The organism is Sediminibacillus sp. JSM 1682029 (assembly GCF_041366435.1).
In the GTDB taxonomy this organism is placed as follows: Bacteria; Bacillota; Bacilli; order Bacillales; family Amphibacillaceae; genus Sediminibacillus; species Sediminibacillus terrae.
The window spans coordinates 47,885-60,922 of the sequence record NZ_JBEWYY010000011.1; the positions used below are offsets into that span (position 1 = coordinate 47,885).

Sequence of the window (13,038 nt, forward strand, 5' to 3'; positions counted from 1 at the left end):
AGAAAGTAAAAAGATGTTGAAATATGTAGGTACTTAATATCGACTTGTAAAACTTTTCCTGTAAAATAGTAAGTATATGTTGTCAATAGGCAAAACAAATAAATAATAGAGGTTAGGGGGATTTGCATGATTAATAAGATTAAAGTAAAAGAAGTTGCAACCTATGACACTTCTGGAATTGAGGTAAATCTAAGAAAAATCAATTACATTTTTGGTAGTAATGGGACTGGAAAAACAACAGTTTCAGAGTTACTAAGAAATCAGGGAGATTTTCCAAGTTGTAATATTGAATGGGAAAGAGATAGGTTAAATTATAGCGTTTTTGTCTATAACAGGAACTTTGTTCGTGAAAACTTCAGTATGCGTAATGACATAAAAGGGATTTTTACTTTAGGTAAGGAATCTACTGATTTGTTAAAAAAGATAGAGGAAATATCGGAAGAAATAGACAGGCACGAGGATAAGATTGAAACCTTGGATGGGAAAATTAAAGAAGTGGGCGAAAGGTTAACCAATCTAAAAGCTGAATTTATGAATAAATGCTGGGAGTTAAAACTAAAATATGACGAACATTTCAAAGAAGCACTTACTGGTGTACGTAATAATAAAGATAACTTTATGCTAAAGTGTGTAGAAGAAGCCAAAAATAATGATGGTGTCCTTTTTAGCTTTGATGAATTGAAAAAGAGAATTGATTCCGTTTTTAAGGGTTCACAAGAGAAAATAAACACGATTCGAACTATTGAATACAATGATTCATATGAGAAAGCCCCGATATTTGAAACAAAAATAATAGGAAAAAGGGATATTGACATTGCAGACCTTATATCTCGTTTGAACATCAGTGACTGGGTTCAACAAGGGCATCAACATTTGAAAAACACAGATGGTGTATGTCCATTCTGTCAACAAGAATTGCCACAAAACTTAGAAGGAAAATTAGAAGAATATTTTGATGAAACATATACTGAACAGTTACAGCTCCTTAATTCATCCTCAGACAAATACATCACTGAAATCCAAGGTATTATCAATAATCATCAGTTACTTTCCGAGGGTAGTATACCTTTTGTTAACACAGAAAAAGTAAAAAATCTATTTGAATTAATAATTTCTACTTTTAAGGAAAATAAACTAAAACTTGAGAGAAAAAGAATTGAACCAAGTAGTAGCGTTACATTAAGCTCAATAAACGGTTTTATTGGTGAGATTAATGAAGAGATTGGACAAGCCAACTCACAAATAATTGAGCATAATCAAATTATCGACAATTTAACTGAGGAAAAAGCTAAGTTAATAAAAGATGTTTGGCGTTATATCATTGAAGAAAATGAAAGCGACTATGCGAGTTTTGTAGATAAATCAACAAGAGAAGGAAATACTTTAGAAGGTATGAATAAAAGATTGGTAGAACTTAATGGCCATAGAGATAAACTGAAAAAAGACGTTATTCAACTTCAAAATCAGCTTACGAGTGTTCTGCCTTCTATAAATGAAATCAATAAACTGCTAAAATCTTTTGGATTTACAAACTTTAAATTAGCTGAATCGAATGAGAAAGGTAAATATAAGATTGTTCGTGGAGATGGAGTAGAAGCAAACGAAACACTAAGTGAAGGCGAGATGACCTTTATTACTTTCCTCTATTTCTATCAGCTTATTAATGGTAGTAATGAACAGGATAAAGTAAATACGAAAAGAGTAATTGTTATAGATGATCCCATATCAAGTCTCGATAGCAATGTATTATTTATTGTTAGTTACTTAATTAATAGTTTAAAGAAAAGGATTAGAGGTAATGATTTAGTATTTAAGCAGTTGATAGTATTGACCCACAATGTTTATTTTCATAAGGAAATAACTTTCAATAAAGGTATGAGTAATAAAAAGCAGCATGATGAAACTTTTTGGGTTCTTACAAAAGTAAATAATGTGTCACGGATCAAAGAATATGAGGAAAACCCTATCAAGAACTCGTATGAGTTACTTTGGAAGGAATTAAAGGAAAACCCAGATTCAATAACAACACCAAACATAATGAGAAGGATATTGGAAAACTACTTTAAATTCTTTGGTAATATTGATGTCAGCGAAATCGTCGAGAAGTTTCCAGATGAAGACAAAATCGTTTGTAATTCGTTACTTTCCTGGGTTAACGATGGATCTCATCACGTTAATGATGATTTGTATGTAGATAGTAACCAAGAAGCTAATAGAGCATATTTTGATGTGTTTAGGAAGATTTTCATAAATTCAGATCATGAGTCTCATTTCAAAATGATGATGGAAGGCGTTGAGTTTGAAAAAGAAGAAGAACCATCTAAAGATATAGCTAGAAATGAAATACAAGAGGCAATGCGGCAAGCTGCCGTTGGTCGTGAATAGAGATTGGATAATATCGAACGAGGTTGGTATTATCTCGGCATAAATACGTACTTTTCTATGATTTGAAAGAAAAACTCCGAATGTTGAAGTAATGTATGTAATCTAGCGGGTTCATAAATAGAGTAATAGAGCGGTACATAAAACCATGTATAAGTAAGACAGAAAATATAGGGTGATCAAATCTTGCAAAAACTAAAAGCAGAAATAGAAATAACAATTCCAAAGGATCTGATACTTATTACACGAGTTGAGTATGAGGAATTAAAACAAAGTGAACTATCGGGTGTGTATTGGTGTATGAAAGACCTAGAAAAGCGTATCAATAAAAAATCAGAATGGATAAAAGAGAATATTCTATATCCTGAAAGGTTTAGAAAGATAATTGATATTAACAATGGTGGGTTTGTTTATTATCCCCAAACAAAGGGTCAACAATGGTCTTTTCAAGCTACAAAAATGGCTGTTTTTTTGGATAATAATTTTGGAAGAATATTTAGTGAAAAACTTTGAGTTTACTATTGATTAGGTTGCTGTACTTTGTTAACTGTTAATCAGTATTCCTTATGGGGAGATTTTACGAATAGCTCGGATTGGAGAAGAATATGACCGAAGATCAAAAACTGTATGTAAACGAGTTAAATAAACTAATAAACCAATTTATTTTACGGTCTAAGAAATTCGTTGAATGGTCTGCATTTTCATATGGAGCAGCAGACTTGTTACGTCAAGCAGAACCAAATAATAAATTCACTTATGACCATGAGTATTTTAATTTTACTAAGAGCACTAAAACATTAATAAGTGTTCGAAGTTTATTAAAATTGGGCCATAATGAAGATGTTTTAATTCTTGTAAGAAGCATATTTGAAAATTATTTAAGCAGTCGATATTTGAATGAAAATGAAGGGGATTTCAAAGAATTTACTCTTGTTAACCTAAAGTTATTCAATAAAGAGTACATATATGATTCAGAAAAGAATGTTATTAGAGACCGTAACGGTGCTTTAATTACTGAAAGATTAAATCCAAATAAATTTAAAATCGGAGATGATAAGAAATATTATAGTATATTCTATGATTTACTATCATCTGTGGGACATAGTAATTTTGGAATAAGTAATCTTTATTTGGATGAAGGTTTAGGCTTTACGATTAAAAAAAATAACTACCCAGTAGTTACTCGTTTTTTTGTGGTATTTGTATTTACCAAACTATTTGAACATATTGTTACAGTAGAAGGTGAGGATTTTTACGATTTAAGAGAAGAAAGACTTTGCTATGAGCTAGTTAAGGATTCTCTAGTTTATCAGGATCAATTATTGCTTCAATTAATAGATGCGGTTACAAAAGAATCAGCTACTAATCCTAATAAACCTAACTATTTTAATAAGAAGATTAAAGAAATGTTTAAGGGTATGCGTAAATCTTTACGAGAAGAATTGGGGAGTGTGAAGAAGGATTTTCTTACTGTATGAAGGTAGAATAAGTTTTCCTTCGATATTTTTTCTTATTTCTATTAGATCTCCCTGCATAGTCCCTTTCCCCATGCTAAATAGTTAGTATCCTAACGGCAAGGAATCGGGGAAGAGAGACGGAGAAAACAATAAGAAGGTCGATGGTTTTCCAAACATCATTGATTAGGATTTTTCAATATAGAATCAATCCAAATTTAGGCTGGAGCCAAGCAAGGCCCAGTCTTTATGTTTTCTGTTGGATACCTTATTAATCAATAGCCGATAAGGATTCGCTATGGTAAGTTTAAAGAGGCATAAGTAGTGATATTTTAATAGGTGAACTCAGATGAAAAAGTAGGAAAGGAGTACATATATGTTTGATTTTATTTTTGATTTGGATAGACACAGGAATAAAAGACAATATTCGAAAGATAAAATAAAGGATATAGACTTTCTATTGCAAACGGAAATTAAAAAAATTGAAGAAGACCCCGAGAAGTTTATATTAGATGTTTTACATAAAAATGAAGAGCATATCATCGTTTACCGTGCTATTTTTGATCAAGAAGAAAAATTTGGACCGTTTTTTATTGGACTTAAAGTAATTCATAAAAAAGGTATCGTTTTGAACCGAATCCGATTGAGTGCTACATACAACAGTGAAGATACAATAGAGATTGGTGATATAGAAGTTTTTGGAGAAAATGAAGGTAGGGGTTACGGATCGATTTTGCTCCATTCATTAATCTATTTTGCTATAGAGAATTCTGTAAATACAATTTCAGGTTGGATTTCCCATACAGACAAGGATCATTTTGATAAGCTAGATTATTTCTATAAAAAGCATGGATTTGATGTAATTTGGGGTAATGCGAGTATCATTGCAAATAAAGCAGCAGACATTATATGGACTAATTCTTATAGTTTGTCTCAATAGAGATGGTTAATTCATTGCCGCCCAAATAATGATAGAGCGTGATGTACTTACAAGAACTCTGTGAAAAAATATACTTAAAGTAACGGGCAGAATACTTGAGGAAGAGAAATTTAATATTATACTTGACCGTGTACTAAGGTACACGGTTTATTATGTTATAGGGGTGAATAATTTGAGTTACCAAATTAGTGTGTTTGCCGAAAAATCCGGTGTAAATAAAGAGACAATTAGGTATTACGAAAAAAAATTATTATTAAAAGAACCTTCCCGAACGAATGCAGGTTATCGGATATATTCAGATGATGATATTAAGCGTGTAAAATTTATCAAAAGACTGCAAGATCTTGGCTTTTCATTAAGTGAAATATATAAATTACTTGGAGTTGTCGATAATGATGAAGTTCGCTGCAAAAATATATTTGAATTTGTATCAAAAAAAGAATTAGAAATTCAAGAACAAATTGCAGATTTAAAGCGTATTGAGTCAATGTTAAAGGACTTAAAAAGTCGATGCCCAGATCAAAAGGCAATACATCAATGTCCTATTATTGAATCTTTAATTTTTGATTGATTTTATAAATAGAGGAGGAAGAAAAGGTGAAAAAATATCGGATTAAAATCAACGGAATGACCTGTACAGGCTGTGAACAACATATTGATGCTGCTTTAAACAACATAGGTGCTTTAAATATAGAAACCAGTTTTAGACGTGGTGAATCGGTATTTGAAATACCAGATGATGTTAATGCTGAAAATGTAAGACAGGCAATTAAACAAGCAAAATATCAACCAGAAGACATAGAAGATATTTCAACACAGAAGCTGAAAGATACCGAGTTAGATATTAAAAGTGATTACGATTTACTTATCATTGGTTCAGGTGGGGCAGCTTTTTCTGCTGCCATTAAATCAACTGAATATGGGGCGAAAGTGGGGATGATTGAACGTGGAACTGTTGGTGGAACTTGCGTGAATATTGGCTGTGTACCATCTAAAACGCTTCTTAGAGCAGGAGAAATCAAACGTTTGACAAAAGCAAATCCGTTCACAGGGTTACAAACTTCTGATGGAGAAGTTGATTTAGCCTCTTTAGTGAATCAAAAGGATGAATTAGTAAGCGAACTTCGGAATCAAAAATATATAGATTTAATTGATGAATATGGCTTTGATTTAATAAAGGGTGAAGCTAAATTTGTTGATGAAAACACAGTTGAGGTAAATGAGCAGAAACTTTCTGCAAAACGCTTTTTAATCGCAACAGGTGCTTCACCATCAATACCAACAATTCTGGGACTTGAAAAAGTGGATTATCTAACAAGTACAACCCTACTAGAATTAAAAAAGGTTCCTAAACGGTTAACTGTCATTGGTTCAGGATATATCGGATTGGAACTTGGACAACTGTTCGATAATTTAGGTTCAAAAGTAACGCTTATACAAAGAAGTGAGCGTCTTTTAAAAGAATATGATCCAGAGATTTCAGAAGCCGTAGAAAAGGTTTTGACAGAACAAGGTATAAACCTTGTGACAGGTGCTACCTATGAGCGTGTAGAACAAGTTGGAGATGTAAAAAAGGTTTATATAACGGTAAATGGCAAGAAAAAAGTCGTGGAATCAGAACAATTACTTATTGCAACAGGAAGAAAACCAAATACGGATTCTTTAAATTTAAGTGCAGCAGGGGTTAATGTTGGAAAAAGGAACGAGATCCTAATAAATGATTATGCTCAAACAAATAATGAGAAGATTTATGCAGCAGGAGATGTAACATTAGGTCCGCAATTTGTCTATGTAGCAGCCTATGAAGGAGGGGTTGTAGCTGATAATGCGATTGGTGGGTTAAATAAAAAAATAGATTTATCCGTTATACCTGCTGTCACATTTATAAATCCATCCATTGCAACAGTTGGGTTAACAGAAGAACAAGCAAAAGAACAAAGATATAAAGTAAAAACATCTGTATTATCTTTAGATGCTGTTCCAAGAGCGATAGTAAATCGGGAAACAACAGGTATTTTTAAACTTGTTGTAGATGCGAAAACATTAAAAGTATTGGGGGTTCATATCGTAGCTGAAAATGCAGGAGATGTGATATATGCAGCAACATTAGCCGTAAAATTTGGGTTAACAGTTGAGAATTTAAAAGAAAACCTTGCACCATATTTAACAATGGCAGAGGGATTAAAATTAGCTGCTCTTACATTTGATAAAGATGTATCGAAATTATCTTGTTGTGCAGGCTGATTTCAAAATCGGGTATACATATACAAGAAGAGGAGCTGTCAATACGATTGCTCCTTTTTTAATTGGGAAAACCAATTTCTTTTTTTGTTTTATCATTCAAATATATACTTGAATGTTTCTGAAGAAAAGAGTATATTATATTCAAGTGAATACTTGAATGATGGTAGAATGTTTATATGAATAAGAAAGATACTCGTAAGTATAACGAAGGAAAGCTAATAAAAAGGGGATGATATAGTTTGAAGTTAAATAAGTTTGAATTTTTCCTTATGAATAATCCAATGAGACGTTGGTTACAAAAAAACATTGAATTGAAAACCTTTAAAGAGTTTTTAGGCAAGCACAATTTTTCTTTAGAGGGAAAAGTAATATTAGATGCTGGTTGCGGATCTGGATATAGTACGAAGTTAATAAATCAATTTTCCCCTGCTGAACTTTTAGGATTCGATTTAATGCCTTCACAAATAAAAAAGGCAAAACAAAAATATCCTGAGTTGAATTTTTTTGTAGGTAATGTTTTAGAAACACAATTGTCTTCTAATAAATTTGACGCTGTGTTTGTTTTCGGTATTTTACACCATATTCCCCAATGGAAAGATGCTATTACCGAACTCTATCGAGTATTAAAGCCTGGAGGGACACTTTTAGTTGAGGATTTGAATAAGGATGCCTCTCGCTTCTTTGCAACCTATTTTAAATTAGATCATCCCCCAGAAGCCTATTTTACATGGGAAGAGTTTACTGATCATCTTAGGGATACAGGATTCGTTATTTTAGAACAAAAAAGGATTATTTCAAATGGTATTGGGTCTTTCCTGTGCTTAAAAAATGATGCTAATAACGATTAATAGTGAGGAGTAATATGAAATGAGTAAAAGAGATACTTGTGAAATTTACTGTTATGACGAAGAAAAGGTAAATAGAATACAAGGAGATTTAAAAACAATTGATATTGTTAGTTTGGCCCAAATGTTAAAAGCTATTGCTGATGAAAATAGGGCAAAAATCACCTATGCCTTGTGTCAAGATGACGAACTATGTGTGTGTGATATAGCAAATATTGTAGGGGTTACTGTAGCCAATGCTTCCCATCACTTACGAACTCTTTATAAGCAAGGGGTTGTGAAGTTTAGAAAAGAAGGAAAACTCGCATTTTATTCGTTAGATGACGAACATATCAAGCAGATAATGATGATTGCGTTAGCACATCAGGAAGAGGTGAAAGTCAATGGCTGATCAACAAGCAAAACTATCTGAACAAGAAATGAAAGCATATCGTGTTCAAGGATTTACTTGTACAAACTGTGCAGCTATTTTTGAGAATAATGTTAAAGGATTAGCTGGGGTAGAGGACGCAAAAGTTAATTTTGGTGCATCTAAAGTGTATGTTAAAGGAAATACAACGATTGAGGAACTAGAAAAAGCAGGAGCATTTGAAAACTTAAAAATTAGAGATGAAAAAGAACAAAAGGTTAAGCATGAACCTTTCTGGAAGCAAAAAGAAAACATTAAAGTGTATATTTCAGCCATCTTGCTTATCATTAGTTGGTTTTTAGGAGAGCGATACGGGGAGGAGCATATTCTTCCGACGATTGGTTTTGCAGCATCCATTTTAATTGGCGGGTATTCGCTATTTATTAAAGGTCTGAAAAATTTAAGTAGATTACAGTTTGATATGAATACGCTTATGACCATTGCCATTTTAGGAGCTGCAATCATTGGTGAATGGGGTGAAGGTGCAACGGTTGTTATCCTATTTGCCATCAGTGAAGCATTAGAACGTTATTCGATGGATAAGGCACGCCAATCTATTGAATCTTTGATGGATATTGCTCCAAAAGAAGCGTTAATTCGCCGTGGAAATGAAGAAATGATGGTCCACGTTGAAGATATTCAAGTTGGCGATATTATGATTGTTAAGCCTGGTCAAAAATTAGCTATGGATGGAGTTGTTATTAAAGGTACATCTACATTAAATCAGGCTGCCATTACTGGTGAAAGTGTTCCAGTAACCAAAACAGTTGATAATGAGGTTTTTGCAGGAACATTAAATGAAGAAGGATTATTAGAAGTTAAAGTAACCAAACGAGTAGAAGATACTACTCTTTCAAAAATTATTCATCTTGTAGAAGAAGCTCAAGCAGAGCGAGCACCTTCTCAAGCGTTTGTCGATAAATTTGCGAAATATTATACACCAGCGATTGTTATATTGGCTCTTTTAATTGCCGTTATCCCTCCGTTATTTGGCGGTGATTGGAGCGAATGGGTTTATCAAGGTTTAGCTGTATTAGTGGTAGGTTGTCCTTGTGCCCTGGTTGTTTCAACACCTGTTGCTGTTGTTACAGCCATAGGGAATGCAGCGAAAAATGGTGTTTTAATTAAAGGTGGTATCTATTTAGAAGAAGCAGGACACTTAAAGGCGATTGCCTTTGATAAAACAGGAACATTAACAAAAGGTTTTCCTGCTGTAACCGACATCCGAACTTTTGGTGGAAATCAAAATGAGTTGTTGTTAATCACAGCAGCTATTGAAAAAGGATCACAGCATCCACTTGCTTCAGCGATTATGCGAAAAGCAGAAGAAAATGGATTAAAATTCAATGATGCTTCAGTCGATGATTTTCAATCTATTACGGGTAAAGGTGTTAAAGCAAAAGTAAATAACCAAATGTATTATGTAGGAAGCCCAAATCTTTTTGAGGAATTACACGGAAGCATTGAACATGATAAAAAACAAACTATTGCTGAGATGCAGACCCAAGGAAAAACCGTTATGGTGTTAGGAACAGAAAAAGAATTACTTTCATTCATTGCCGTGGCTGATGAAATGAGGGAATCGTCCAAAGAAGTCATCGGTAAATTGAACAATATTGGAATCGAAACAGTAATGCTGACAGGTGATAATCAAAGAACCGCAACTGCCATTGGAAAACAAGTCGGGGTTACTGATATTAAAGCTGACTTACTTCCAGAAGATAAGCTGAATTTCATTAAAGAACTTCGTGGGAAACATCAAAATGTAGCAATGGTTGGAGATGGTGTGAACGATGCTCCTGCATTAGCAGCATCAACCGTTGGTGTAGCAATGGGTGGTGCTGGAACGGATACAGCATTAGAAACTGCCGATATTGCCCTAATGTCAGATGATTTAAGAAAATTGCCTTACACCATTAGATTAAGCCGTAAGGCCTTGGCGATCATCAAGCAAAATATTACTTTCTCTTTAGCGATTAAAGCTGTGGCATTACTGTTAGTGATGCCTGGTTGGTTAACGCTATGGATAGCGATATTTGCCGATATGGGAGCAACATTACTTGTAACACTGAACAGTTTACGATTATTAAAGGTAAAGGAATAGTATTGTGAAGTCTTGGGCAGGCTTCACAATAACTGGAGATGACTAAAATGATTTTAACTATTATATATGCAATTGGAGCATTTCTAGTAACAAATATTGATGATATTTTCGTTTTGATGTTATTGTTCTCACAGGCGAAAACAGTAACAAGCGATGGCAGGAGTGCTATTCATGAAAAAGGTGTTTCTCCTAAGGACATCGTAGTTGGGCAATATTTAGGATTTTCATTGTTGGTTTTAATCAGTCTGTTAGGGACATTTGGCGTTATGCTCATTCCTGATAAATGGGTGGGATTGCTTGGCTTAATCCCAATTTACTTAGGGATTAGACTGTTCATAGAAGGCGAAGATGAAGATGAAGGTGCCATCCTTTCAGGTTTGGGAAAGTTTAAAACATTTGCCCTGAGTGTGGCATTTATCACGTTTGCCAACGGTGGAGACAACATTGGTATTTATGTTCCGTTTTTCTCTACCTTAAACACTAACGAATTAGTTATTACATTAATCACGTTCCTGGTTATGGTGGCAATCTGGTGTTTCCTTGGGTATCGCTTAGCAAGGTTTAGGTATATCTCTGAAACCCTTGAGAAATATGGCCGTTGGTTAATCCCGATTGTTTTTGTAGGCCTTGGAATATACATTATGATGGAGACAGGAACCCTTGGTGCTATCTTGGATTTATTTAATTAAAAACTAGCGATACTTAAAGTGTTTCGCTGGTTTGTTGTAGGCTGCCACGATATGGATATAGAGCTTCTATAATCTTATTCTACATGATACATTATGAATCATTGTACTTAACTATAGGATACTTTGACAGAATAAGAGTTTGAGTTTATACCAGCCTTCTTACTTCTTGATTCTTTTTTCTATTATATCTCCCTGTTACTTTCCCTTTCCCTCTGCTAAAAAGTCGGTACCTACTGCTAAAAAGTTGGTACATTAGAGGGAAGAGCGGGGAAAACAAGAATAGGCAGACAATCGTTTAAAGTTAATTAAAATCTCAATAAAAACTCAGGCTGGATCCAATAGGGGGTCCAGTCTTTTTCTGTATTTCCAATAACCCACTAATCCTTTGTCCAATAAGGGTTTCAATAACCTTTTCAATTTCTAAATCCGTAGGATTTCCAATCTCTATTCAGTTTGTTTCCTAAATGTAACACCATCCTACAATTGCTATATTTCCTTTCTTTTCTCCCGATTCTTCTCCTCCATTTTGGGTACCATCTTTTTAACATTGTCCGAATATTCGATACAAGCCAGAGCGGAGAAAAGAGGGCGAAAATGGGGGTTTTGGGGAAGAACTTAATAACATAATGGAGGGATGAAAAAGTCGAGAAAAGAGGGCGGAAGCCTTGGGGGATAAGGGATTTAGGGGAATTTGGAAAAATTCCAACTAAGTAACAGGGAGATAACTCCTAATTCTTCTTTCCATTATGTGAAGAACTTAATCACATTATAATCGCATTTCCTTGATTGAAAAGGGAGAAGTTCGTCTTGGAAAAGTAACGAGAAAGTGATAAGGACATTATAAAGTAAAATTTAGTCAATCAATGAGTACGTAAAAATGAAATAATTTTCAAGGTGGTGAATGATATATTGACAGACTACCTACCTGATGGTAGGATAAGTGTGACAAATCAAATTGCCACTTATGATACCCCCTTGGCTTGTATGCGTTCTCTGATCGTCACTGGCGGCTACAATGATCCAGTTATGCCCGCATTGTTGCGGCTGAGATTCGTAAGGTAAATATCAAGGTGGTAGATGATTTGTTGGCACATTACAACTAGGAGGTAGTGCAGAGGTATGGCAAAAACATCTACCACTTATGATGACATTCTGGCTTGTGCGCGTTCTCTGATCGTCACTGGCGGCTACAACGGTTTCAGTTATGCCGACATTGCTGATGTAGTTGGGATTCGTAAGGCGAGTATCCATCACCATTTTCCAAGCAAGGTCGATTTGGTACGAACGCTCGTTAGGCGATATCGGGAAGAATCTAAAGCGGGGATGGCGAATCTCGAACTTCAGGTATCTGATCCGCTGGAACAGCTTCGGCTCTACGTTGGTTATTGGGAAGCCTGTATCACGGACGCAAGCGCTCCGTTTTGTGTCTGCGCGCTGTTGGCAAGCCAGCTTCCCGTCCTTCCCGAGGAAGTCGTAGAAGAGGTCCAGTCACATTTCCGCTACCTGTCGGCATGGTTGACATCCGTGTTGGAACGCGGTGTGCGGCACAAGCAACTTCATCTTGTGAGTGCCCCTGGTGACGAGGCCGAAACATTCATGGCCACGGTTCATGGCGCGATGCTTTCGGCGCGGGCTTATGGTGATCCGCAGATATTCGGCGCCGTGACAGATCAACTCTTGGAACGGTTCACTTCGAGTCTCTCTTGCAATGAAAGTCGCGATGGCGAAAATTGAAGTTATGATCGAGATGAAAGGGGCTCAACATGACCTCCCTTGAAATTAACCCACTTAGGGGGAAGTCTGCGTATTATTTAGAATAAGCTCACTAGTTGTGCGGATTATACTGAGACAACAATTCGCTGCGGTCTTGCTCACATTGTCAGTCTGCGGGTGAAGCCGAGATTGGGATCTCCTATCCTGTGAACATTTATTCAATCTTGGGGGCAAGCCGTGCGAGTTCGTTAAATCCAA

The 13,038-nt window shown here is 35.1% G+C and carries 11 protein-coding genes; all 11 read left to right on the forward strand.

Annotation, left to right across the window (positions count from 1 at the left end):
• The first annotated feature begins 126 nt into the window (after positions 1 to 126).
• The 11 genes from ABVF09_RS16350 to ABVF09_RS16400 all read left to right on the forward strand — a co-directional run bounded on the left by ABVF09_RS16350 (position 127) and on the right by ABVF09_RS16400 (position 12,801).
• On the forward strand, positions 127 to 2,385 hold the full coding sequence (locus tag ABVF09_RS16350; RefSeq protein ID WP_371069663.1) for an ATP-binding protein: 2,259 nt from the start codon (positions 127 to 129) through the stop codon (positions 2,383 to 2,385).
• 183 nt (positions 2,386 to 2,568) lie between these two features.
• On the forward strand, positions 2,569 to 2,895 hold the full coding sequence (locus tag ABVF09_RS16355; protein ID WP_172942106.1) for a DUF771 domain-containing protein: 327 nt from the start codon (positions 2,569 to 2,571) through the stop codon (positions 2,893 to 2,895).
• 92 nt (positions 2,896 to 2,987) lie between these two features.
• Positions 2,988 to 3,860 carry a DUF5677 domain-containing protein gene (locus tag ABVF09_RS16360; RefSeq protein ID WP_371069664.1) on the forward strand — a complete coding sequence of 291 codons (873 nt, stop codon included), beginning with the start codon at positions 2,988 to 2,990 and terminating at the stop codon, positions 3,858 to 3,860.
• A gap of 352 nt (positions 3,861 to 4,212) precedes the next feature.
• Positions 4,213 to 4,776 carry a GNAT family N-acetyltransferase gene (locus ABVF09_RS16365; RefSeq protein ID WP_172939078.1) on the forward strand — a complete coding sequence of 188 codons (564 nt, stop codon included), beginning with the start codon at positions 4,213 to 4,215 and terminating at the stop codon, positions 4,774 to 4,776.
• Positions 4,777 to 4,948: 172 nt separating this feature from the next.
• Positions 4,949 to 5,347: a mercury resistance transcriptional regulator MerR gene (gene merR / locus ABVF09_RS16370; RefSeq protein WP_019156603.1), complete on the forward strand. Its 399-nt coding sequence runs from the start codon at positions 4,949 to 4,951 to the stop codon at positions 5,345 to 5,347.
• A gap of 56 nt (positions 5,348 to 5,403) precedes the next feature.
• Positions 5,404 to 7,020: a mercury(II) reductase gene (gene merA, locus ABVF09_RS16375; RefSeq protein ID WP_217282435.1), complete on the forward strand. Its 1,617-nt coding sequence runs from the start codon at positions 5,404 to 5,406 to the stop codon at positions 7,018 to 7,020.
• A 239-nt stretch (positions 7,021 to 7,259) separates the two neighbouring features.
• Positions 7,260 to 7,868, forward strand: coding sequence for a class I SAM-dependent methyltransferase (locus ABVF09_RS16380; protein WP_019156601.1), 609 nt, complete (start codon positions 7,260 to 7,262; stop codon positions 7,866 to 7,868).
• A 19-nt stretch (positions 7,869 to 7,887) separates the two neighbouring features.
• On the forward strand, positions 7,888 to 8,256 hold the full coding sequence (locus tag ABVF09_RS16385; protein ID WP_019156600.1) for an ArsR/SmtB family transcription factor: 369 nt from the start codon (positions 7,888 to 7,890) through the stop codon (positions 8,254 to 8,256).
• Positions 8,249 to 10,378, forward strand: coding sequence for a heavy metal translocating P-type ATPase (locus ABVF09_RS16390; protein WP_019156599.1), 2,130 nt, complete (start codon positions 8,249 to 8,251; stop codon positions 10,376 to 10,378). Before ABVF09_RS16385 ends, ABVF09_RS16390 begins: the two co-directional genes overlap by 8 nt.
• Positions 10,379 to 10,425: 47 nt before the next feature.
• Positions 10,426 to 11,067 carry a CadD family cadmium resistance transporter gene (locus tag ABVF09_RS16395; protein ID WP_019156598.1) on the forward strand — a complete coding sequence of 214 codons (642 nt, stop codon included), beginning with the start codon at positions 10,426 to 10,428 and terminating at the stop codon, positions 11,065 to 11,067.
• Between the two features lie 1,119 nt (positions 11,068 to 12,186).
• Positions 12,187 to 12,801 carry a TetR/AcrR family transcriptional regulator gene (locus tag ABVF09_RS16400; protein ID WP_051381984.1) on the forward strand — a complete coding sequence of 205 codons (615 nt, stop codon included), beginning with the start codon at positions 12,187 to 12,189 and terminating at the stop codon, positions 12,799 to 12,801.
• The last annotated feature ends 237 nt before the right edge of the window (positions 12,802 to 13,038 follow it).

What these genes read in the sequence shown, in the direction of transcription:
- merA (WP_217282435.1), top strand. Translation starts at nt 5,404, where the DNA reads ATGACCTGTACAGGCTGTGAACAACATATTGATGCTGCTTTAAACAAC.
- ABVF09_RS16350 (WP_371069663.1), top strand. Translation starts at nt 127, where the DNA reads ATGATTAATAAGATTAAAGTAAAAGAAGTTGCAACCTATGACACTTCT.
- ABVF09_RS16400 (WP_051381984.1), top strand. Translation starts at nt 12,187, where the DNA reads ATGGCAAAAACATCTACCACTTATGATGACATTCTGGCTTGTGCGCGT.
- ABVF09_RS16365 (WP_172939078.1), top strand. Translation starts at nt 4,213, where the DNA reads ATGTTTGATTTTATTTTTGATTTGGATAGACACAGGAATAAAAGACAA.
- ABVF09_RS16385 (WP_019156600.1), top strand. Translation starts at nt 7,888, where the DNA reads ATGAGTAAAAGAGATACTTGTGAAATTTACTGTTATGACGAAGAAAAG.
- ABVF09_RS16395 (WP_019156598.1), top strand. Translation starts at nt 10,426, where the DNA reads ATGATTTTAACTATTATATATGCAATTGGAGCATTTCTAGTAACAAAT.
- ABVF09_RS16390 (WP_019156599.1), top strand. Translation starts at nt 8,249, where the DNA reads ATGGCTGATCAACAAGCAAAACTATCTGAACAAGAAATGAAAGCATAT.
- ABVF09_RS16360 (WP_371069664.1), top strand. Translation starts at nt 2,988, where the DNA reads ATGACCGAAGATCAAAAACTGTATGTAAACGAGTTAAATAAACTAATA.